This is a genomic window from Stenotrophomonas sp. SXG-1, assembly GCF_014083965.1.
GTDB classification, from domain to species: domain Bacteria; phylum Pseudomonadota; class Gammaproteobacteria; order Xanthomonadales; family Xanthomonadaceae; genus Stenotrophomonas; species Stenotrophomonas geniculata.
Window position 1 is genome coordinate 2,458,691 of sequence record NZ_CP046588.1, and the last position, 22,825, is coordinate 2,481,515.

Consider the following 22,825-nt stretch of genomic DNA (forward strand, 5'->3'; position numbering starts at 1 on the left):
GGGCTCGGCTCTACAGGTAGGTCAGGCGATGCGCGCCTCGCGACGGCGGTGTACCCAGTAGTACAGCGTAGGCAGCACCAGCAGGGTCAGCAGCATCGCCGACAGCAGGCCGCCAATCACCACGACCGCCAGCGGTTTCTGGGTCTCGGCACCAATCGCATGCGAGGTGGCCATCGGCAGCAGGCCGAACATCGCCAGCAGTGCGGTCATCAGTACGGTGCGCAGGCGCTGCAGCGAGCCCTGTACCACCGACTGCAGCAGGTCCATGCCCTGCTCGCGCAGCTGCGCGAAGCGACTGAGCATCACCACCCCGTTCAGCACCGCCTGCCCGAACAATGCAATGAAGCCGATCGCCGCCGACACCGACAGTGGAATGCCGGTCAACCACAGGGCGAGGATGCCGCCGATCATCGCCAGTGGCACGTTGGCCAGGATCAGCGCGGCGCTGCTGACGTCCTTGAAGGCATCGAACAGCAGTACGAAGATGATCAGCACCGACAGCGGGATCACCCAGCCCAGACGCTTCATCGCACGTTGCTGGTTCTCGAACTCGCCGGACCACTCCAGCCGGTAGCCTTCCGGCAGCTGCACGCTGGCCTCCACGCGCTTGCGCATGTCGGCCACCACGCTGCCCATGTCACGCCCGGCGATGAAGATGCTCACCGCCTTTACCCGCTGTGCGTTCTCGCGCGAGATGTTGATCGCGCCGCTGGCCATGCGGAAGTCGGCCACGTCGGCCAGCGTCACGGTGTGGCCATCGCCGATGCCCACCGGCACCGTGCGCAGCCGCTGCAGGTCGCGGTCGGCGTCGTCCAGGCGCAGCGTGATCGGGAACCTGCGGTCGCCCTCCCACAGTTCACCGACCTGGCGCCCGCCCAGTGCGGTCTCGATCACCTCGTCGATGTCGCGCACATTGAGGCCATAGCGCGCGGCACGGTCGCGGTCGATCTCGATCTGCAGCTGCGGCAACGACCCGTCACGGTCAATGAAGGCGCTCTCCACGCCCTCCACACCACGCACCTGACCCAGGATCGCCTGCGCCTGCTGATTCAGCACGTCCAGGTCCGAGCCGCTGACCTTGATCACCACCTGGCCCTTGATCTGCGAGATGCTCTCCAGGATGTTGTCGCGCACCGGCTGCGAGATCGAGAACTCAGGCCCCGGGATGCGCTGCTCCAGCGTGCGCTGCAGGTCGCTCACCAGTTGCCGCTTGTCCACGCCCTTCGGCCACTCCTTCTCCGGCTTCAACGCCACCAGCGCCTCGATCTGGTTGGCGCCCTTGGCGTCGGAGCCGTCTTCCGGGCGGCCAAGCTTGGCCACCACCGTCGACACCTGCGGGAAGGTGCCGACCAGCTCACGGATGCGCCGCGACTGCTGCTGTGCTTCGGCCAGGCTGGTGCTCGGGTCGAGCGTGGCGGTCAGCCAGATCGAGCCTTCGTCCAGCTCCGGCAGGAACTCCGAACCCAACCGGGTACCCAGTGCCAGCGTGCCGACCAGCAGCGCAACCGCGGTCAGCACCACCGCACGCGGGCGAGCCAGTGCGCGCTCCAGTACCGGCCGATACCAGCCGGTCAGGCGGTCCATCAGCGGATTGCCGTCGCGCATGCGGTCGCGCCGCAGCCACCAGTAGCAGAACAACGGCACCACGGTCAGCGCCAGGATCAGCGCGCCGATCAATGCCGAGGTCACCGAGTACGCCATCGGCGCGAACATGCGGCCTTCCTGGCGCTGCAGGGTGAAGATCGGGATATGCGCGGCGATGATGATCAGCATCGAGAAGAACGTCGGTCGACCCACTTCCGATGCAGCTGAAAGAATGGTCGAGAACCGTGTCTTCCGGTCGGCGGTGGACGGCAGCTTCGACAGTCGCGAGACGATGTGTTCGGTCACGATCACCGCGCCATCGATGATGATGCCGAAATCCATCGCACCCAGCGACAGCAGGTTCGCCGGCACACCCCACAGATGCAGGCCGAGGAAGGTCGACAGCAGGGCCAGCGGCATCATCGCCGCCACGATCAGCGCGGCCCGGGCGTTGTACAGGAACAGCCACAGCACCAGGAACACGAGCACTGCGCCTTCCAGCAGGTTGCGGAAGACCGTCTTCAGCGTGGTCGTGACCAGCCACGAGCGGTCGTAGAACGGCTCGATGCTGACGCCGGCCGGCAACTGGTTGGCCTCGATCTCGGCGATGCGCGCATGCAGGGCGTCGAGCACATCGGACGGGTTCTCGCCCTTGCGCATCAGGACCATGCCGAACACCGCATCGTCATTGTCGTCCTGGCCGACCAGGCCCTGGCGCGGCAGGCCGGTGTCGGCGATGCCGGCCAGGTCGCGCACCAGGATAGGCGTGCCCCCGCGCTGCGCCACCACCACGTTGCCGATGTCCGCCGGCGAACGCATCAGGCCCACGCCACGGATCAGGAACTGCTGCTGCCCACGCTCCACGTAGCCGCCGCCCGCATTCGAGCTGCCCTTCTCCAGCGCCTCGGCGAACTCACCGAGGCTGATGCCACGGTCACGCAGCTTGTCCAGGTCCGGCTTGACCTGGAAGGTGCGCGCGAAGCCACCGAAGCTGATCACATCGGCTACGCCCGGCACGGTGCGCAGGCTGCGTTCCATTGTCCATTCCTGCACGGTGCGCAGCTGGGTCGGCGTCATGTGCGGGCCTTTCAGCACATAACGGTAGATCTCACCTACCGCCGAGCTCATCGCCTCCAGTTCCGGCGTTACCCCTTCCGGCAGTTCCACGCCCTGCAGGCGTTCCAGCACCTGCTGGCGCGCGAAGTAGTCATCGGCCTTGTCGTCGAAGGTCAGGATGATCATCGACAGGCCGAACTGCGTATGCGAGAACACCCGCACCGAATGCGGGATACCGGACAACGCCACTTCCAGTGGCATCGTCACCTCGCGCTCGACCTCTTCGGCGGCACGGCCCGGGTGCAGCGACACCACTGTCACCTGGGTGTCGGACACATCCGGGAAGGCTTCCACCGGCAGCACGCGGAACGCGGCAATGCCAGCGCCGATGAACAGCAGCAGTGCCAGCATGACCATCAGCGGCTGGCGCAGGCAGTAGGCAATCAGGCGATCGATCATGGGGCGGCGTGCCCCGTGCCGCTGCTGGCGGCGGCAGGCGCGCTGTCCGCCAGCTGCTGCAGCAGCAGGCCGCCCTCGACCACCACCCTGGCGCCTGCGGCCAGGCCTTCACGGACCCACAGCCGGCCATCGCCCAGTTCCTCGGCATGCACCGCGTGACGCACGAAGCGGCCCTTGCCCTCCTCCACGAACACCACCTGCTTGCCGTCGATCAACAACACGGCCGCATCGGGCAGCGAGACGCCGCCCTCGGCCGGCAACGCCACCTGGGCGCGCACGTACTGCCCCGCCTTGAAACCGCGTGCGCGGTTGTCCAGCTCGGCGCGCGCCTGCACCACACGGCGTTCGCTGTCGACGAAGTCATCCACGTGCTGCAGGGTCGCCTGCAGCGGCTGTCCATCGGCCCCGGAAACGCTCACCTGCATGCCCGCCTTCAAGCGTCCGGCCAGGCTCTCCGGTACATCCAGCAGCAACCACAGGCGGTCCGGATCGCCAATCACCGCCAACGGCTGTTCGCTGTCGGGGCTGACTGTCATGCCCGGGCTCATCCGCCGCTCCACCAGCACGCCATCGATCGGCGCGCGCAACGGCAGGCGCTGGTCGACGTGCTGGCCATTGCCATAGGACTTGGCGAAGGCGGTCGCACGCGCGTGATCGGCCTGGCTTCCGGCGAAATTGGCCTCGGCCTCGTCCAGTTCGCGGCCCGACGCCACACCTGCCGCATGCAACTCGCGGGTGCGCTCCAGCTCCTTGCGCGCCTGCTGCAGCTGGGCACGGCCGCGCACGCCCTCCGCCTGGGCCTGGCCGAATTCGGGCGAAGTGATCCAGGCGATCACCTGGCCCGCCTTCACTTTCTGCCCCGGCTGTGCCTCGATGCGCGCCACCTGCCCCGCCAACGGCGTACGCAGCGCGCTGGAGCGCGTCTCGTCCCAGACCACCCGGCCCGGCAGCTGCAGGCTGGCGCTGGCGCCGGCGGTGACCGCCTCGCTGCGTAGCACGTCCAGCTGGCGGCTACCGGCAGGAAACTGGATCTGGCCAGCACTGACCTTCGGCGCGTCCTCGGTATACGACGCCGGTTCGCGGCCGCAGCCGCCCAGCAGGGCCAGCGCCAGCAAGGCCGGCAGCACGGCCCGTCGCGCCTGCGGTCGATAAGCGACGGTGGACTTCATCGGGACTCTCCTTCAGCAACGGATGTGGCCGCTTCCCAGCGCGCCAGGGCAATGGCATGGTCGGCACGCGCTTCAATCAACGCGGCCTCGAACTCGCGCCAGCTGCGGCGCGCATCCAGCAGATCGGTCAGGCTGGCGGCGCCGCGGCGGTAGGCCAGCTCGATGCCCTGCACCGCCCTGCGTGCGGCGTCGGACTGCAGTCCTTCGTAGTCGCTCCGGCGCTGCGCGGCGGACTGCGCGCTGGCCTGCAACTGGTCCAGTTCGGCACGCGCTTCGCGCTGCAGCACCTGCAGCTCCAGCGCGGCACTGTCACGGTCGGCCTCGGCACGCTGGATCGCGCCGCGTGCACGTGACGGGCCGCCGAGCGGTATGGTCAATGACACACCCCAGGTGACGCCGCTGATGTCAGCCGGCTCGCGCTCGGCCTCCACGCCCAACTGGATGTCGCGGTGGCGCTCACTGCGCGCCAGTGCCACACCGGCGTCGGCCGCAGCCAGGCGCGAACGTGCCGCGCGCAGGTCGGCACGCTGCTGCGGATCGAACGCACGCACGCTGGCCACGCTGCTGGTCTCCGGCCAAGGATCATCGGCGCTGAGGTCATGGCTGTCGTCGCGGCCGAGCAGCAGCCCCAACGCATGCCGCGCATCGCGCAGATCCAGCGACGCCTCGCGCGCCGCGTCGGCCACCGCCAGGTCGTCCACTGCCAGCCGCGCGCGGTCGACCGGCGCCATCGCCCCGGTGGCAACCTGCTTGTCCGCCGCCGCCATCTGCTCGGCCGAACTCTGGCGGTTGGCATCGGCAATCTGCGCCCGCTCCTGTGCGCCCTTCAGAGCGAAATAGGTTTCATGCAGCGCCACCTGCTGGCGGCGCCGCGCATCGAGCATCTCCAGCCCGGCCACTTCCAGCAGCGCATCGGCCTGGCGGATACGCAACGCACGCTTGCCACCGCGCTCCCAGGTCCAGCCCAGGCCCACGGTGCTGTCCACCCGCTTGTCCTGCCAGCGTCCGGAGCCGATGCCATGCTTGGGGCTGATCTTGCTGGTGCCGATCGACAACTCGGTGGCCGGGCGCAACGCCGCCGTCTGCACATCGCCCTGCACGCCGCGCAGCTCCAGTGCCGCCGCACGCAGGTCCGGGTTGTGTGCTTCCATGGCGCGCTGCGCTTCCTGCAGGGACAGCGCCGAAGCGGTGGGCGCGCACAGAAGAGTGGCCAGCACGGCCGCAAAACGAGGGGAGAAATTCATGCACGTCACGGTAAGGTGATGCACTTGCGCCAAACTTGCCCCAACCTTGCACGAAGCTTGCAATGCGAATCCTGCTGATCGAAGACGACGCCGCGCTGGCCGATGGACTGATCCGCGCCCTGCAGGGTGCCGGCCATCTGTGCGACCACCTCTCGCGTGGGCTGCACGCGCCGGCGGCACTGGCCAGCGCACCGTATGACGTGATGGTGCTGGACCTTTCATTGCCTGACGTCGATGGCCTGGACCTGCTCTCACGCCTGCGCAACGACGGCGTCACCCTGCCGGTGCTGATCCTGACCGCACGCGATGGTGTGGAGGACCGCATCCTCGGCCTCGACCGCGGTGGCGACGACTACCTGGCCAAGCCCTTCGCCCTGGGAGAACTGGAAGCGCGCCTGCGTGCGCTGTCGCGCCGCCGCAGCGATGCACCGGCGCAGAAGCGGCTGGGCCGGTTGTGCTTCGACAGCGTCCGCAATGAAGTGCAGGTGGACGGTCAGCGCATCGAGCTGACCGCGCGCGAGCTGTCGCTGGTCGAGGCACTGATGCAGCATCCCGGCCGCACGGTTACCAAGCAGCGCCTGTTCGACGCGCTGTACAGCTGGGACCACGAGGCCAACCTGTCGGTGATCGAAGTGCATGTCAGCCGCCTGCGCCGCAAACTGGAACAGACCCACGCCGGCGTCGGCATCCGCATGCTGCGTGGGCTTGGATACCGGTTGGAGGCCGTGGGTGACTGAGCGCGTGCACAGCCTGCGTGGCCTGCTGCTGAGACGCCTGTGGCTGCCACTGCTGGTACTGCTGTTGTGCAGCGCAGTGGGTTCATTCGCCTTGGCGCGCTTCTACGCCGGCCAGGTCTACGACCGCTGGCTGCTGGATTCGGCGATGTCGTTGTCCGAGCTGGTGACGGTGCAGGACGGCCGCGCGTCCATCGAGATCACCCCGGCGGTGTCGCGCATGTTCACCTGGGACACCGCCGACGAAGTGCATGGCGAGGTGGTCGACGCCGCGGGTGGGCGCCTGTATGGCGACCTGCCCGAGGCATTGCCACGCCCGTCGATGTCCGCCGGCAGCGACGACCCGGTCTACTATGATGCGCGGCTGCGTGGGCAGGCCGTGCGCATGGTCGAAGTGGTGGTCAGCGCCGGGCCGGGTCATGACATCCGGCTGCGCGTGGCCGAGACACTGCGCAAGCGGCACCGGCTGGAGCGCAAGCTGCTGCTGACCAGCGTTCCGTTCCAGGCTGCGATCCTGGCACTGGCGGCATGGCTGGCCTGGTCCGGTACAGGCGCTGCCGCACGCCATGCCAACCTGGTTGCGCGGAAGCTGGCCAGCCCGCGGCCGGATCCATTGGCGCCGCTGGATCCGGCGCAGGAAGCTCCGCGCGAACTGTGGCCGGCGGTGGAGGCCTACAACGCGCTGCTGCAGCGCCTGGACGCGATGCAGGATGCACAGCGGCGCTTCGTCAGCAATGCCGCGCACCAGCTGCGCACGCCGCTGGCAGCGATGCAGGTGGAGCTTGAGAGTTCATTGCGCCAGCACGATCCGCAGGCCCAGCAACTGGCGCTGTCCGGCACGCTGGCCGGGCTGGCGCGGCTGCAGCACCTGGTCAACCAACTGCTGATGCTCAGCCGATCGGAAGATCCACATGGCAGTGCACTGCCGCTGCAGCCGTTGGATCTGGCCGCGCTGGCGCGCGGCGTGGTCGAGCGTTACGCCGATCGCGCGTTGGCTGCGCGCGTGGACCTGGGTTACGACGGACCCGACGACGGCGTGCAGGTGCAGGGCGATCCACAGCTGCTGCGCGAGGCACTGGGCAACCTGCTGGACAACGCGCTTCGCTATGGCGCCTCGCGCGGTGTGATCACCCTCGGCGTTCGGCAGGAGGTCGAAGGCATGCAGGTATGGGTGGACGATAACGGCGCCGGCATTGCCGAAACCGAGCGCTCGCGCGTCACGGAACGCTTCTACCGGGCCAGCAGCGAGGGCGATGGCTGCGGCCTGGGACTGGCGATCGTGGCCGAGATCGCGCAGCGACATGGGGCGACCCTGATGATTGATACCGCCCCGATCGGCGGTGCGCGGGTGGGGTTGCGGTTTCGTTCCCGCTGACCTCCTGCGTGCCAACCAAGGTTGGCACCTACCCAGGGCGCATCAATGCACTCCGCCGGGCATGGCCCGGCGTTTCCGTTACGGCGCCGTCATCGAATAGGGCGCCTGCGCGCCCTGCCCCGGCCAATCCTTGTTCGGCTCGGCCTGCATGGTGAAACGCAGCTCGCCACCTGCCAGGATCTCGTCATGGCGCAGGAAGGTGCGCTGCAGCGGCTTGCCGTTGAGGCTCACGTTGCCGACGTAGGTGTGCCCGTCATCCAGCCCATCGGCCACGATGGTGAACGCCTTGCCGTTCGGCAGGCGCATCGCGGTCTTCGGCAGGAACGGGCGGCCGAGGATGTACTCGCCCGAGCCCGGGGCCACCGGATAGAAGCCCAGGGCGGTGAACACGTACCACGCCGACATCTGGCCGACATCATCGTTGCCGGCCAGGCCATCGGGGCGATCGGCGTACTGGGTGTCCATGATCTGCTTCAGGCGCGCCTGGGTGCGCCACGGCTGGCCAGCGTACGAATACAGGTAGGCCACATGGTGACTGGGCTCGTTGCCATGCGCATACCAGCCGATCAGGCCGGTGATGTCTTCCATGTGCTCGAAGATGGACGGATCCACCTTGGCGTTGAATACATCGTCCAGGCGCGCGAGCAGCTTGTCGCTGCCACCGTGCGCTGCTGCCAGTCCGGCAACATCCTGCGGCACGTACCACGAATACTGCCAGGCGTTGCCTTCGGTGTAGTCGGTGCCATAGCCGCTGGCGCTGGGGTCGAACGGAGTGCGGAAGCTGCCATCGCGCTTGCGCGCACGCATGAAGCCGGTGTCCTTGTCGAAGGCATTGCGCCAGTTGCCGGCGCGCTTGTCGAAGGTCGCCGCCACATCGGTCTTGCCCATCGCCTGCGCCATGCGCGCGATGGTCCAGTCATCGAAGGCGTACTCCAGCGTCTTGCTGGCGGCCTCGCCTTCCTCGTCGATCGGCACATAGCCCAGCTCGCGGTATTGCGCGATGCCGTCATAGGGGCCGTAGTTGGCAGTCTCGATCATCGCCTTCAGTGCCTTGTCGGCGTCGAAGCCACGAATGCCCTTCACGTAGGCATCGGCAATCACCGGCACCGCGTGGTACCCGATCATGCACCAGTCTTCCAGGCCATGGAACGACCACACCGGCAGCATGCCGTAGGGGCTGTGCTCGTGGTGGGCCAGCATCGAATTGACGAAGTCGCTGTTGCGCTTCTCCGGCTGCACCAGCGTCAGCAACGGGTGCAGCGCCCGGTATGTGTCCCACAGCGAGAACGTGGAATAGTTCGTGTAGCCCTCGGCCTTGTGTAGGGCATTGTCCGGCCCGCGGTACTGGCCATCGGCATCCATGAACAGCGTCGGCCCCAGCAGGGTGTGGTACAGCGCGGTATAGGCACTGCGGCGGGCGTGCTCGGGCGCATCGATATCGAGCACCGACAGCGCCTGCGTCCATTCCTGTTTCGCCTGCGCACGCACGCGATCGAAATCAAAGTCGGCCACTTCCGCGTCGAGGTTGGCAATGGCGCCGACTTCGCTGACCGGCGAGATCGCGACCTTGACCACCAGCGGTGCATCCAGCTTGCCGAATGCGAAGGTACCGACCAGCTGGCGGCCTTCGACCTGTGCGCGCTGCGCTGGATCCTTCTCGCCCGGCGGCGGGAAGCCCTTGTAGACGATGTCCTGCTCGGTGTTGTGCAGCTCATGCCCGGAAAGCGGCCGCGAGAAACGCATCGCGAAGTACAGCTGGCGACCTGGCGCCCAGCCGCGCGTCTCCCGGAAGCCGGTCACGGTACCATCGGCGCGCACCCGCACCCGCGACCACAGCACCTTGCCCGGGTAGTCGTACATGCTGGTGCGCATGTCCAGCAGCACCTTGGCGTCGGCGCCCTTGGGGAAGGCGTAGCGATGCACGCCCACGCGCGCACTGGTGGTCAGCTCGGCGCGCACCTTGTAGTCGTCCAGGGTGACGGCGTAGTAGCCCGGCTCGGCCTTCTCATCATCATGGCGGAAGCGAGAGGCATAGCCGCTGCCCGGCTTCTCAGGATCGCCACGCTCCAGGCCGGGACTGCCGGTGAACGGCATCAGTAGGATGTCGCCCAGATCGGAATGGCCAGTGCCGGAAAAATGCGTGTGCGAGAAGCCGACGATGCTGCTGTCGTCGTAGCGGTAGCCGGCTGCCCAGCCATAGGCCTTTTCGCGTGGCTGGATGCGTGTGTCCGGGCTGAGCTGGACCATGCCGAACGGCACCGTGGCACCCGGGTAAGTGTGGCCTTCACCACCCGTACCAATGAACGGGTCGACCGAGGCATAGGCCTTGTCGGCGGCGGTTCTGGCAGGCGCGGCCGACGCCAGGCCGGAAGCGAACATCGCCGTGGCGGCGACAGCGATCAGGAGACGACGGTCCAGCGTGGGCATCGGCATTTGGATCGATTCAGGTGATAGCGGGATCCTAGCACCGGGCCTGTCACGCCGCATGCTGCAGTGCGACTGCCCGGTGTCCCGCACCGGGTTTACTCTTCAACCGGGAAGTGCGCTCTGCAACGACATGAGATCCGCGCTGTCCAGCGGCCTTACCACCCGCGCGATCTCTTCTCCATCGCGCAGCAGCACCACCGTCGGCCACAGCTTCACCTTGAACGCTCGCCCCAATGGCCTTCCCTTGCCATCCTCGATCTTCCAATGCGGCAGATCGTTCGCTTCGACAAAGGCCTGCAACGCGGGCTGCGCGGCCTGGCAATGACCACACCAGGGCGCACCGAACTCCAGCACCCGCCAGCCAGGCTGCGCCGCCACCTCCGCAGAGGTGGGCCCGTTCGCAAGGTGATCACGCATGAACGGCATGAGCGCTACGCCGCCAGTGCCTTCTGGATGTCTTCCAGCGGCGCGTTGGTCAGATCCTTGGCAATATCCCCGAGCAATCGCGCCTGGACCTCTTTATGCAGCAGCGGACGAATGCGACCCAGCGTGGTCGGGTCGGCGATCAATACCAGGTGCGCATAGCGGTTCTTCAAGGCATCTTCGTTGAGCTGTTCGGCCACCTGCTTGGCGAACGTGGCCTCATTGAGCTGCGAGACCGACATGTCCTTCGGCACGGCACCCGCAGGCCCCTGCCCGGATACACCCTGCTCGCTGATGTCCTGCAGGCGCAGTTCGCCTTCCTGCTTCAGGGTCAACTGGTGGTTGCTGCCCACGTTGGTGAACACCCGCGCCGAACCACCGTCGGCTACCACGATCAGAGTTCCTTCGGGAATCGTCCGCGCCATTGCATCCTCCATCAATCCGAAAAGTGGGTGTGCGCTCCACCTTATGCACGCCGATGTCACCAGAGCGGGTACAGGATGTGATCCCGTCATCGCAATCTGCAATCAGCGCTAAATTTGTCCGCCTGCCTGCCGCTATGGCCTCCATCATCGCGAGGAACCTCTGTGTACGCTGGCTCACTGTTCCACGTCTGCTTTGCCACCAGCCTGGCGATTGCCGGCTGTGCCGGTTGCATTCACCAGTTCCTGCAGGGCCAACCGTTCTTCGCCCTGGCCATCATGCTCTCGGTGCTCACCATGATCGGCGCCGCACTGGTCACGCGGAAACTGGCACTGCCGGGCGCCTTGGCGATGGCCTGCACGGTGTTCGGTTTGGTGGCGAAGTCGGCCTGAGCCTTCTGAACAGGCGAGGTGGAACACAGCGTGCAGATCAGCCTGCTTCGCTGCATGCTCACGCCGATGCCGTTATGATGAACAGATGATCGACACGACCCACTACGTGACGGGCGCACCTGTTACGTGGGAAGCACTGCCGACCGGCGCTTCGCTTGCCACGAATGCTCCCGCCCTGCATTTCCATCGCCTCGCGCTGGATCCCGGCGGATGACGCCCGCAGGCGCTCTGCCTGCACCGCCTACGCTGATGTGATACCTGGCCGCTGACTGCGCGGCCGCTGTGATCCCGTTTTCGCGTCTCCGCCCCTGCGGCGGTGCTTTGCCGTGCGCGTGGCGTTGCGCCTGCACACATTCCCCGGCCCCCACGCCGCCTTCCGATGCCCCTGCGCCACTTGCGCCTGCATCGCCGTTTCCGATTTCCGGGACACGCCACAGCACCCATTCCCCTATTCCATACCTACAAGGGAGCCCCTATGCAGGACACGCCCGATTCCCATGCCCACTTCGGCTGGTTCAAACGCCGCCGCCACCTGAAGGTCGATGAGATCACCGTCGTCGACAAGCCCATGCTCAAGCGCGCCGTGGGCGCCGCCGCACTTGGCAATGCCATGGAGTGGTTCGACTTCGGTGTCTACGGCTATCTGGCCGTCACCATCGGCCAGGTGTTCTTCCCGTCCAGCAACCCCACGGCACAGGTGATCGCCGCCTTCGCCACCTTCACCGTGGCATTCCTGGTGCGTCCACTCGGCGGCCTGGTGTTCGGCCCGCTCGGCGACCGTTATGGGCGCCAGAAAGTGCTGGCGTTCACCATGATCCTGATGGCGCTGGGCACGTTCTCGATCGGCTTGATTCCCGCCTACGAGCGCATCGGCATCTGGGCACCGGTGCTGTTGCTGCTGGCACGTGTGGTGCAGGGATTCTCCACCGGCGGCGAGTACGGCGGTGCGGCCACCTTCATCGCCGAGTATTCCACCGACCGCAACCGCGGCCTGATGGGCAGCTGGCTGGAGTTCGGCACGCTGGGCGGCTACATCGCCGGCGCCGGAACCGTGACCGCGCTGCACATGCTGTTGAGCAGCGGACAGATGCTGGACTGGGGCTGGCGCATTCCATTCCTGGTGGCCGGCCCGCTGGGCCTGCTCGGCCTGTACATGCGCATGAAACTGGAGGAAACGCCGGCCTTCCGCGCCTTCGCCGAGGAAGCCGAGAAGCGCGAGCACGACCGGCCCGGGCTCGCCGCGCTGTTCCAAGTACATGGCCGCCAGTTGCTGGTCTGCATGGGCCTGGTGCTGGTGTTCAACGTGACCGACTACATGCTGCTGACCTACATGCCCAGCTACCTCAGCGTCACCATGGGCTATGCCGAGAGCAAGGGCCTGCTGCTGATCATCATCGTGATGCTGGTGATGATGCCGCTGAACATCGTCGGCGGATTGTTCAGTGACAAGCTTGGCCGCCGCCCGATGATCATCGGTGCCTGCATCGCGCTGCTGGTGCTGGCCGTACCCTGCCTGCTGCTGATCGGCAGCGGCAACGACTGGCTGATCTTCCTCGGCCTGATGCTGCTGGGCCTGGCACTGGTGTGCTTCACCAGCTCGATGCCGTCCACGCTGCCGGCGCTGTTCTATACCCCGGTGCGCTACAGCGCACTGTCGATCGCCTTCAATGTGTCGGTGTCGCTGTTCGGTGGCACCACGCCACTGGTGACCGCATGGCTGGTGGAACGTACCGGCGACCCGCTGGTGCCGGCCTACTACCTGATGGGCGCGGCAGTGATCGGCCTGGTCACCATGCTGTTCGTGAAGGAGACCGCTGGCCTGCCGCTGCGCGGTTCACCGCCGGCGGTCGGCAGCGACAAGGAAGCCGCCGCACTGCTGAAGAGCGATGTGCCGGTGACGGTGGACCCGAGCCTGCCGCCACTGCCGGAGACTGCGGAGCCTGAGCAGGTAAAGCCGGCCTGAGGCTCGGCGAAGCCGGCGTTGTTGTACGGCCAAGCCCGCGCGCGGCTGCCTTTCGAGGGATCAGCCGAGCGTGGGCTCGGCTCTACAACGTACGCGCCCTCAATCGCGCGCAGCGTTCAACTCCATCGCACGCATCACGATGGGTTTGGCCCAGTCCGGCGTGTGCAGCAGCTCGGCCACCGAGACCGGGTACTGCAGCTGGCCGTGCGCCATCGCCAGCACCGGCAGCGGCTCGACGCAGCCGTCGGCGTCGGCGGGAGCGCTGTTGTCGTAGACATGCAGCTCGGCCAGGTGTGGCAGCAGTTCCAGCAGGTTCTCGCGTGCCGAATCGAAGCGGGCGTGGATCTTCTCCACCGGAATGTCATGGCCGCCGGCGGCCACCCGCGCTGCAACACGGGCAATGTGCAGGTCCACCGTGGCCAGGCCACAGAACCAGATCGCGACGTGATGGTGCTCGCAGGCCTCGCGCAGCAGGCGCGGAATGGTGTTGCCGCCCAGCGTGGTCTCGAAGGCGAAGTCCGTGCCATCGGCCATGGCCTGGCGCAGGCGGCGGGTGCCTTCCTGCCAGGCCTCGGCATTGGCGTCGGGCAGCGGCCAGCCCGCCTCTACCAGGCGGCGGGTGAACGAATCGGGGTTGAACCAGCCCAGCCCTTCGGCTTCCAGCCAGGTTCCCAGCAGCGAACTCTTGCCGGCGCCGTTGACGCCGGCCAGCACCAGGATCCGCCCCATCGGTCAGAGCGGACGGCCGAGGGTGACCTTGCGGCCGCGGCGGATCGGCTGGCCCAGCACCTTGCCCAGCCCCTCACCGCGCTGCAGGCCAGCCAGAGTCTGGTCGAATTCGCCGCGCAGGCGCAGCAGTTCTTCACTGCGCTCACCGGCATCGCTGCCGGCGGCCTTGGCCAGCAGCTCCTGGTAGGTGCGGATGTCCACGATCACCGCTTCGGGGTGGTTGTGGTTGGTGATGACCAGCGCCTGCTTCTCGCGCACGGTACGCATCAGGCTCGGCCAGCCCCGGGTCTTCACCGACGAGGCTGGGGCCTTCTCGAGGCCAGGCAGATCCAGCGGCAGGGTCATGGCACGGCTCCGGGCAGGGTGGATAATGGCCACTATACCCAATTTGGCCCAATTGGGGATAAATGGACCTTTACCTGCCGGAACCGTCCGCCGCCGCGTCCGGCGCATCGGTCTGCAGCAGGCTGTCACGCTCGCGCAGCGGGAAGCGGATCCAGGCATCCAGGCCTTGTGGGCCAAAGCGCAGCTCGCCGCTGCCGGCGAGCTCGTACGGCACGCGCTGCTCGATCAGCGCCCGGCCAAGGCCACGCTGCCGGGGCAGCTCCCAGTCTTCCACGGTGGCATGGCGTTCACACCAGTGCAGCCCCAGCCACGGCTGCCCGTCCTGCACCTGCAGGTGCCAGGACACGTCGATCCGGCCGTCCTCATGGGTCAGCGCACCATGCCGCAGGGCGTTGGTCGCCAATTCGTGGATCGCCAAGGACAGCACTTCGGCCGCCTTCGGCGGCAGCAGCACGTCCTCGCCCTGCAGGCGGCAGGCGGCCGCTGCTGGTGTCTGCGCCGCGATCTCCTCATCGATCATGCCACGCAGGCAGACCCCGGCATTGGCGCCACGGGTCAGCAGGCTCTGCGTGCGTGCCAGCGACATCAGTCGCCCGCACAACCGTTCGGCGTATTCATCCACACTGCTGACCGACTCGCGGGTCCGCCAGGCAATGGCATGGATGGTCGACATGATGTTGCGCACCCGGTGCTGCAGCTCCGCCAGCAACACCGACTGGCGCTCGGCGGCACGCTTGAGATCGTCGATGTCCACGGCGATGGCGAACACCCCGCTGACCTCGCCATCGCCATCGCGCAGGGGCGCGGCCGCGACCCGGGTCCAGCGCGCGCGGCCATCGTCGTGCAGGTACTGGAACTCCAGCCCCGGCACCACGGTCTCGCCGCGCATCGCACGGGCGATGGCGAAATCCTCCGGCCCGATGGCGCTACCGTCGGCATGCCAGCCACGCCAGCGATGCAGGTTGGCCTCATCGGTGGAAGGCACCTTGCCGCTGGGCAGGTAGGCACGCATCTGGTCGTTGGACAGCAGCATGCGACCCTGCAGATCGACGATGCACAGGCCGACCGGCAGCATCCTGAAGGCCAGTTCCAGGCGTCGCTCGCTCTCGCGCCGCCGCAGTTCCTCGCGCTCGCGCGCGGCCCGCGCCAGATGCGCGGCGGTGGTCTCGAACATCGTCACCAGCACGCCGTTGATGCGCCCTTCCTCACCACGGATCGGGCTGTAGGTGATGGTGAACCAGATGTCCTCCAGACGCCCCCGGCGGACCAGCGGATACAGCTTGTCCTCGAAGGTGAGCGTCTCGCCCTGCCAAACCCGGGTATAGAGCGGCCCGTTGATGTGCCAGACCTCGGGCCAGCACTCGCGGGTCGGCTGGCCGAGTCCACCGGGATGCTTGTCGGCCAGGATCTCGGCATAGCCATCGTTGTAGAGCTGCACTAGCTGCTCGCCCCACAGCACGATCATCGGGAAGCCATGGGCCAGCATCAGGTCGACGGTGGCGCGCAGGTGGGGCGGCCACTGCGCGCAGGCACCCAAGGGCGTGGATGACCAGTCATGGCGGGCGATACGCGCGGCCATGCCATCGTGGCGCGCATGCAGGCGCGGCGCAGGTGGCATCCCGCCACGCAGCGTGGCGGCGTGGATGCCTTCAGGACGGCGCGACATGCCGCGCAATCAGGCGATGCCCGCAGAGACCTGCGGCGCCGCCACCAGCCCGGCCAGCTGCTGCACCAGGGTTTCGATGTGATAAGGCTTGGTACAGCGCGGCGCGCTGGCGAAGCGGCTGGGCAGGTTGTCGTCGTAACCGGAGGTCAGCAGGAAGGGGGTACCCGCCTCGGCCAGCCGATCGGCCAGCGGATAGACCTGCTCACCGCCCAGGTTGATGTCCAGCAACGCCACATCGATGGGATGGGTATCGACCAGCTGCCCCAACGCCTGCAGGTCACCGGCAGGCCCCACCACCTGTGCGCCTTTCAGCTCCAGATAGTCGACCAGGAACATCGCGATGGCGAATTCATCCTCCGCCACCAGTACACGCAGCCCTTTCAGGCCCTCTGGTTTGTTGCCCGCTTCCAGCACGACCGGCGCTCCTCGATACACGCGGCCCACCTCTGCCGCAACGCCCGCAGGATGCGCGAACCGGGCTACAAGAGCGCGTGATGATGGATGAAGGTCGCGGCCACGGCGCGTTCACCGCGGCATTGCAACGCCGCGTTCAGAAGGCCCGTTCCCACTTCAGGCTGAGCAGGCTGCGGTCGTGGCTGTACAGCCAGCCGACGTTGCTGTCGATGCGCGCGTAGCGCAGGCTCAGGCTGGGTACCAGCCCGGCCACGGCCAAGCGCTCGCTGCGCACGATGGCGATCAGGTTCTGTTCGTCGTCCTGCCTGCGCGCCTCCAGCAACGGACTCCAGGTGTCGTAGTCGCGCTGGCGCAGCGACACGAATACGGTGGCCGTGGTGCCACTCCACTGCCGCGCCGCGCCCAGCCGCAGGCCGCGCTGGCGGTAGCCGTTGGCCGGGTCGGCTGCGCTGCTGTCGGTGACATCCAGCCCGGCGAAGACCGTCCAGCGTGGATTGAGCGCGCGGAACCAGGTGGCGTACAGCGATGCCAGCTCGCCGTCGTAGTTACTGGCAAGGCCCTGCTGGCGGTAGCGCTGGCGCTTCCAGTCAGCCTCCAGCTTGAGCAGGCTGCGTGCATCCAGGGCGTACTGCCATTCCGCGTGCACGCCACTGCCGCCCTGCAGCGCATGGTTGCCCAGGGCCTGGTAGTCATAGCTGGGGGCGAGCATCACGGTCTGCCGTGCACTACGCCAGCTGTAACCCGCCTGCACGTTGGCATTGAGCTCGTTGTACGCACTGTGCCCGCGCCATGCCTGACCGAAGGCGAGACCGCGCACGTACAGCCCATGATGCCCGCCGAGCACCCAGCGCCGTTCCAGGCTGGCGTCGTAGTCGAGGCCCGCCGCGCGCTGGGCGTCCGGCAGTTTCCGTTCGATGATGCAGGCGTCGCCCACGCCGAACAGGCAGGTGCGACTGGCCGAACTGCGGTTGATGTTGTCACTCCATGCCGGGCCGGCGGACAGCGCGCCTTTCCAGCGCTGGCGCGCCTGCAGGGCACCCAGGTAACCGTCCACGCGCGCGCGGACGCCGGCCGTGGCCGGATCATCGGCATTGATGCCTGCAGCGATGGCGGTGAACAGCGCGGCCGCATCGCGATCGCGCTGGTCTTCCGCATAGACACGTGCCAGCTCGAGGCGGGCCGGCAGGAAATCCGGCTGCGCCGCCAGCAGCGCTTCGTACTCCATCGCCGCGCGACGATGGTCGCCTGCCACCCGCGCCAGCGCCCCCTGCGCATAGTGGCGCAGCAGGGGGTCATGCCCCGGCAGTTCGATGTACTCATCGAGGAACGCAGCGGCGGCCTGCCATTGCTGATGCTGCAGAGAGAGGTAAAGGGCCTGGCCAAGATCATCGACGGTGCGCTCCACGCGCAGCGTCTGGCCGTCGATGGTGATGGTCGGCCGCTCCGACTCGGCCTGCTGCAGGCGCTGCTGGTCCTGCTGCTGGTGGCGCAGTTCGGTGCCCTGTTCAAGCACACGACGAAGATCGTCCTGCTGGGCGCGCACCTCGGTGGCAGCCAACAGCAGTACGACAAGGAAAATGGAATGGCGCATGGTCGATCCGTGGTGGTGCATGCAGCGGGCCGAAGCAGGGACTGGCGGATCGCGGCTTGTCCCTGCCCTGCCCCGTCAGGGGCGTGGCGATCAGTTCTTGCTGCCGCCGAAGGCGGTGTCGTACTGGCTGTTGCCGCTGAAGGTGGCGATACCGGCCAGGGTGGCCGCGTTGGCGCCGAAGAACTGGCCCTGGCTGGTGCCGGCAACGCTGCCGTTGGCGGTGGCGGTGCCGGCGAACGAGGCGTTGGCGCTGTTGATGTTGGCGTTGACGTTGATCGACAGGCCGCCACCGCTCAGGCCACCGAGCAGGGTGCCATTGCCGAAGTTGGCGCGGAACGTACCCGACAGCAGGTTGCTGCCATTGAACTTGTTCAGGCCTGCCACGCTGTAGGTGGCCACGCCGGCCGGCAGCGTGGTGCCGGCACGGTCACCGACGAAATAGACCTGGCGGTTGTTGAAGCCACCAGCGGCGCCATCCTTGGACCACTCGCCGAACCACACATCGCCGCTGCCGACCTTGACGAAGTTGAAGTGGCCCATGCCGGAATGGCTGCCCGGGGTACCGGTGATCGGCATGGCCAGTGTGCGTACGGTGACACCATTGACGGTGGTCGGGGCCGAGTAGGCCGCCAGGCCCTGGAAATCGACCGGCTTGGCATTGGACACGGTGCCAACGCCGATACCGGCCTTGCCGGCCGAGTGCGGGCCGCCGTTGACTTCCGACGCACCCACCTTGACGTACAGCTGCGCATCGGTCGCCGGGCTGGCAGCGCCGACGATGTCGGCCGCCTGCGCAGTGCCGGCCAGGGCCAGTGCAGCGGCGACGGCCAACAGGGAACGGTTGATCATTTTCATGGTATTGCTCCTTGGGTTGAGGGAACTACGGGTACAACACAAAAAGGAACGGCGGCGGATCAGTTGCGCTGACCGCCGAAGGACGTATCGAACTGGCTGTTGCCGGCAAAGGTTGCGATGCCGGTCACCGCACTGGCACCGGCGCCGAAGAACTGGCCGCTGCTGGTACCGATGATCGAACCATTGGCGATGGCCGAACCGCTGAACGCACCGGTGGCGCGATCCAGCGTGCCGCTCGCGGCGAGCCTGTATCCGGTCCCGACCAGGCCGGCGGTAACGGTGCCGGTATCGAAATTCGCCCGCAGTGCACCTTCCAGCACGCCGCTGCCATCAAAGCGGTTGATGCCAGCCAAGGTGTAGGTCACGATGCCTGCTGGCAGCGAAGTACCGGCACGGTCACCGACGAAGAACACCTGGCGGTGATTGAAGCCCGCCTGCGCGCCGCTGGATGACCATTCACCGAACCAGACATCTGCATTGCCCACCTGCACGAAGCTGAAGTGGCCCACGCCAGCGGTGGCGAACGGCAGGCCTGCGTCCGGGCCCAGCGTGCGGACCGTGGTTGCGCCACGCACCACCGTGGTGGCGTAGGGCACCAGGCTGGCCACGTCCACTCGCGCCGCGTTGGCATACGGCCCCAACGAAACGCCTGCGCGACCGGAACGGTGCGGACCGGCATTGAGTGTCGATTCGCCTGCGTTGATGTAATGGACGCCGTCCTGGGCCGGGCTCTGCCCGCCAGCGATGTCGGCAGCCATGACCGGCATGGAAGCCAGCAGGCCGATCGAAAGTACAAGGGTGCGGGGCTGTTTCACGGTTGATTCTCCCTGTCGAATACGGACTCAGAAGCGCGCGGTGATGCCAAGCTTGATCGTGCGGCCCGGTGCCGGAAGCGTTGAGCGTGTTGCCGGGTCGACGTAATAGCGGTTGCCGAGATTGCTGCCGACCAGCTCGACGCTGGCGTGCTGGTTGAAGCGCCAGCGGGCGTAGGCATCCACCGTGGTGATGTTTCCCCAGGTGAAGGGCACGTTCTGCCAGAGCAGGCTGCTGCCCCCGGCGATCAGGCGGTCGCGGTAGGCCTGCAGGTCCGGATTGTCGTGCCGCTGGTAGTGCACGATGCGGCTGCCCAGCTCCAGGCGCTCATCGAACAGGCGGGTGCCGAGTGACCAGTTCACCGACAGCTTCGGCGTGGCCTGGGTCAGCAGATAGCCGCTGACGAAGCCATCCTGGACGCAGTTGGGCACCCGCCCCTGGTCCGCATCCAGCCGTACCGCCGAGCTTTCATCGCAGACTTCGTTTTCAAGGATGCGGCTGATGCCCAGATCGGTGAAGAAGCGCCGGTTGTCGAAGCGCGCCTGCAGCTCGATGCCGCGGATGGTCTGCTTGTCGATGTTGTCGAACATGAAGTACGCATCACGCTCGATGACATTGCGGGTCTTGTGCACGTAATAGGCCAGCTTGACGTCGGCATCGGCGGTGTTGCCGAACAGCCCGGAAAGGTTGTGCACGTACCCCAGCTCGTAGTTGTAGGCATGCTCCGGCTTGAGTGGATACAGCGGATTGAGGCTGCTGGAGAACGCAATGGTGCTTTCGAACATGCTGGGGAAGCGCACCGCCTCGCTGTAGCGCAGATAGGCACGAGCGGCCGGCGAGAAACGCACCGTCGCCGAGAACGTCGGCAACCAGGCGTGATCGCGGTGCCGTTCGTTGCGCCCGGCCACCGACTGCATCGCCCCGCCCCCGATCCTGCAGCGGATGTCGGTGCCGAGGACCATCGGCAGCAGCCCGGGGATGGCGGCGACCTGACCGTTGAGGCAGGGATTGGTGGCCCGGCTGTAGTTGCCGTTTGCATCGGGCAACCAGGGAATGCCGTGCTGGACCTCCCTGGGTGTCTCGTACTTGCGCAGCAGGTCGGCCAGCGACTGATCGACGATCCAGCCCATGCCGATGCTGTCCCAGAATTCCCGCTCGCTCTCGAGTGCGTCGATCTCGCCCTGCAGGCTGTCCGGCCGCGGCGGCAGTTCATTCACCCGGTACTGTGCTTCGCGCGGCACGATCGAGGTCGTCTGCAGTTCCGGGTGGGCCTGCAGGAAGTCGTCGAACGCCCAGTAACGGCTGTAACGCACGCCGGCATTGAGGGTCAGGAAGTCGACCGGACGCCATTCCAGCGTGAGGTAGCCCTCGCCCTCCTGGCGACGGCCGGCACGCGGGTACATGCGCCAGCCGTCGGACGGGCCGAAATACGGGTCACGCGAACCGAGCTTCTCGTATTGCCAGTTGCCGCCCACGGTCAGGTCCAGGGTCGAATGCAGGGCGAAGCGGTTGCTCAGGGTCAGGCCGGTCCGGTCGTTGCTCGCATTTGCCAGCGCGGTGTTGCGCAGAATCGGGCTGGCGCCGGCATTCCAGTCCGGATTGCCCGGGGCGAAGTTCGGAAAGCCGCCTGCGGTGTAGGTATCGCTGTCCGTCTCTGTGCGCCACAGGTTGGCGTAGAGGTCCAGCCAGCGGCTGCCGGCCGGCTGGAAGCGGTACTCCAGGTTCCAGGCATCGGACGCAACCCGGCTGAGCGGCCACTGGATGCGCCCATAGTCCGGTGCCGACAGGATGCGCGACGGCATGATCTCGCCGTAGTGCGACAGCGTTCGCCGCCAGGTCGCCTTCAACTGCTGGTCATCGTTGATCTGCCAGCTGCCCTTGACCAGCCAGGACTCCTGTTCGCTGGAAGTATTGGGCACTTCATCGCCGGGCTTGAAATAGCGCGCCAGCGTGGTGATGTAGTCGATGCCCTGGTACTCGAACTGCTCGCGCCGGTCCTGGTCGTAGTAGGCGCTGCCCTGGGTCCCGGAGAAGTAGTTGCCGCGCTTGCGCCAGGCGTAGGCGGCCATCAGGTCGACGTTGTCGCCACGCACGCCCAGCGCCAGGCGCCAGGCCTGGTCCTCGCCATCGAGGGGGTTGTTGCCACTGCGCGACTTCACCGGCACCACCAGGGTGCGGTCGTCGTAGGGCGAGTTCGGCGAGCCCTGCGGAAACCCCGGCACGGTGCGGTAATCCTCGCCGGTGTGCAGCCGCGGCAGGCGTGGCGCCACCGCATTGCTGCTGCCTTCGATCTTCAGCTCCCCGCCGAAGCGCTCACCCGCTTCCACGATGTCATCGACGTCGATGGTCTTGATCACCAGCGCGCCACCGATCCCGCTGTGCACATCGCGCACCAGCCCTGGCCCCTTGATGACCTGGATGCCACCCATCAGGTTGGGATCGATGTAATTGCGGTTGCTGACGCCGTTGTAGCCGCGCCAGACCGTGAGCGCCTGTTCGCCACCGTCGATGCTGACCGGCACCCGCCCCGGCCCCTGGATGCCGCGGATGTTGATGTCCAGCGCGCCGCTGTTGCGCGCATCGCCACTGAACACACCGACCAGATCCTTGACCACGTCGGCCGGGTTGGAGCCGCGATAGCGCTCCACCCGGTCGCGCCCCGAATACGCCGTGGTCAGGTCCAGCGCGAACACATCATCGTAGCCGCGCCGATCACGCGCCTCGCCCCCTTCCGACTGCAGGCGGCCGGCCACGTCCAGTGTTTTGGTCACCCGCACCCCGTCCCCCTCACCCGCCTCCGCTGCGGCCAGCAGGCTCCAGGTACCGTCCATGCCGCGCTGTGCACGCACGCCGCTGCCGCGCAACAGCTGCTGCAGTGCCTGCATCTGGCTGTACTCACCACTCACTGCACTGGAGCGGCGGCCCTCCACCAGGTCACTGCGGAACACCACCTGCACATCGGCCTGGCGGCCAAAGGCACGCACGGCGTCGGCCAGGGGCTGTTCCGGAATGGTGTACTGGCGCAACGGTGCGACGACCACCGGTTGCGCCTGCACGGCCGGCACCCAGGCCAGCGGCAGCAATGCGGTGGAGATGGCAAGAGCCAGGACGGTGGCGCGACGATGACAGGCGGATGCCGTGGACGGCATGGACAGGAACTCCT

The 22,825-nt window shown here is 67.0% G+C and carries 19 protein-coding genes; 5 read left to right on the forward strand and 14 right to left on the reverse strand.

Translation table 11 applies throughout. The annotated features are described in order from the left end of the window. Positions 1-21 precede the first annotated feature (21 nt). The 3 genes from GOC52_RS11320 to GOC52_RS11330 are packed head-to-tail and all read right to left on the reverse strand — an operon-like array spanning position 22 to position 5,512. Entirely contained in the window at positions 22-3,099 is a 3,078-nt protein-coding gene (locus GOC52_RS11320) for an efflux RND transporter permease subunit (protein ID WP_191849455.1), read from the reverse strand. Further along, the gene (locus GOC52_RS11325) at positions 3,096-4,268 is read right to left on the reverse strand and encodes an efflux RND transporter periplasmic adaptor subunit (RefSeq protein WP_043396164.1); all 1,173 of its coding nucleotides are present in this window, start codon (positions 4,266-4,268) and stop codon (positions 3,096-3,098) included. The genes GOC52_RS11320 and GOC52_RS11325 overlap by 4 nt, the downstream gene beginning before the upstream one ends. Continuing rightward, positions 4,265-5,512, reverse strand: coding sequence for a TolC family protein (locus tag GOC52_RS11330; protein WP_164191122.1), 1,248 nt, complete (start codon positions 5,510-5,512; stop codon positions 4,265-4,267). Before GOC52_RS11330 ends, GOC52_RS11325 begins: the two co-directional genes overlap by 4 nt. A 62-nt stretch (positions 5,513-5,574) precedes the next feature. On the opposite strand from GOC52_RS11330, the gene GOC52_RS11335 reads away from it, so the two are divergent. Both GOC52_RS11335 and GOC52_RS11340 read left to right on the forward strand, forming a co-directional pair. After that, positions 5,575-6,249 carry a response regulator gene (locus tag GOC52_RS11335; RefSeq protein WP_019659837.1) on the forward strand — a complete coding sequence of 225 codons (675 nt, stop codon included), beginning with the start codon at positions 5,575-5,577 and terminating at the stop codon, positions 6,247-6,249. Beyond that, on the forward strand, positions 6,242-7,621 hold the full coding sequence (locus GOC52_RS11340; RefSeq protein ID WP_049455133.1) for a sensor histidine kinase: 1,380 nt from the start codon (positions 6,242-6,244) through the stop codon (positions 7,619-7,621). The genes GOC52_RS11335 and GOC52_RS11340 overlap by 8 nt, the downstream gene beginning before the upstream one ends. 78 nt (positions 7,622-7,699) lie before the next feature. Here the strand turns inward: GOC52_RS11340 and GOC52_RS11345 are convergent, their stop codons facing one another. The 3 genes from GOC52_RS11345 to GOC52_RS11355 all read right to left on the reverse strand — a co-directional run bounded on the left by GOC52_RS11345 (position 7,700) and on the right by GOC52_RS11355 (position 10,896). Further along, positions 7,700-10,054, reverse strand: coding sequence for a GH92 family glycosyl hydrolase (locus GOC52_RS11345; protein WP_099559534.1), 2,355 nt, complete (start codon positions 10,052-10,054; stop codon positions 7,700-7,702). Positions 10,055-10,150: 96 nt separating this feature from the next. After that, entirely contained in the window at positions 10,151-10,474 is a 324-nt protein-coding gene (locus GOC52_RS11350; protein ID WP_191849457.1) for a thioredoxin family protein, read from the reverse strand. Positions 10,475-10,479: 5 nt separating this feature from the next. Then, positions 10,480-10,896, reverse strand: a complete 417-nt coding sequence (locus tag GOC52_RS11355) for a baeRF12 domain-containing protein (protein WP_019337746.1) — start codon at positions 10,894-10,896, stop codon at positions 10,480-10,482. Positions 10,897-11,058: 162 nt separating this feature from the next. On the opposite strand from GOC52_RS11355, the gene GOC52_RS11360 reads away from it, so the two are divergent. From GOC52_RS11360 to proP, 3 genes are all read left to right on the forward strand, one after another. Further along, positions 11,059-11,286 carry a hypothetical protein gene (locus GOC52_RS11360; protein ID WP_019337747.1) on the forward strand — a complete coding sequence of 76 codons (228 nt, stop codon included), beginning with the start codon at positions 11,059-11,061 and terminating at the stop codon, positions 11,284-11,286. 85 nt (positions 11,287-11,371) lie between these two features. Next, on the forward strand, positions 11,372-11,500 hold the full coding sequence (locus tag GOC52_RS20840; protein ID WP_256202341.1) for a hypothetical protein: 129 nt from the start codon (positions 11,372-11,374) through the stop codon (positions 11,498-11,500). 261 nt (positions 11,501-11,761) lie between these two features. Then, positions 11,762-13,249 (forward strand): glycine betaine/L-proline transporter ProP, encoded by a 1,488-nt coding sequence (gene proP, locus GOC52_RS11365; RefSeq protein WP_191849458.1) that lies wholly within the window; start codon positions 11,762-11,764, stop codon positions 13,247-13,249. Positions 13,250-13,348: 99 nt separating this feature from the next. Here the strand turns inward: proP and GOC52_RS11370 are convergent, their stop codons facing one another. The 8 genes from GOC52_RS11370 to GOC52_RS11405 form a co-directional block, all read right to left on the reverse strand. Then, positions 13,349-13,978: an AAA family ATPase gene (locus GOC52_RS11370; RefSeq protein WP_010485380.1), complete on the reverse strand. Its 630-nt coding sequence runs from the start codon at positions 13,976-13,978 to the stop codon at positions 13,349-13,351. A 3-nt stretch (positions 13,979-13,981) separates the two neighbouring features. Next, positions 13,982-14,323, reverse strand: a complete 342-nt coding sequence (locus GOC52_RS11375) for a type II toxin-antitoxin system prevent-host-death family antitoxin (RefSeq protein WP_010485378.1) — start codon at positions 14,321-14,323, stop codon at positions 13,982-13,984. 70 nt (positions 14,324-14,393) lie between these two features. Then, positions 14,394-15,989, reverse strand: coding sequence for a PAS domain-containing sensor histidine kinase (locus GOC52_RS11380; RefSeq protein ID WP_191849460.1), 1,596 nt, complete (start codon positions 15,987-15,989; stop codon positions 14,394-14,396). 9 nt (positions 15,990-15,998) lie between these two features. Next, positions 15,999-16,403, reverse strand: a complete 405-nt coding sequence (locus GOC52_RS11385; RefSeq protein WP_019337750.1) for a response regulator — start codon at positions 16,401-16,403, stop codon at positions 15,999-16,001. 136 nt (positions 16,404-16,539) lie between these two features. Further along, positions 16,540-17,994 (reverse strand): surface lipoprotein assembly modifier, encoded by a 1,455-nt coding sequence (locus GOC52_RS11390; protein ID WP_049455127.1) that lies wholly within the window; start codon positions 17,992-17,994, stop codon positions 16,540-16,542. 90 nt (positions 17,995-18,084) lie between these two features. Then, complete coding sequence (locus GOC52_RS11395) at positions 18,085-18,849, reverse strand: Slam-dependent surface lipoprotein (RefSeq protein ID WP_043396189.1); 765 nt, start codon at positions 18,847-18,849, stop codon at positions 18,085-18,087. Between the two features lie 59 nt (positions 18,850-18,908). Further along, positions 18,909-19,664, reverse strand: coding sequence for a Slam-dependent surface lipoprotein (locus GOC52_RS11400; RefSeq protein WP_010485368.1), 756 nt, complete (start codon positions 19,662-19,664; stop codon positions 18,909-18,911). 27 nt (positions 19,665-19,691) lie between these two features. Next, complete coding sequence (locus GOC52_RS11405) at positions 19,692-22,811, reverse strand: TonB-dependent receptor (RefSeq protein WP_191849462.1); 3,120 nt, start codon at positions 22,809-22,811, stop codon at positions 19,692-19,694. Positions 22,812-22,825 lie beyond the last annotated feature (14 nt).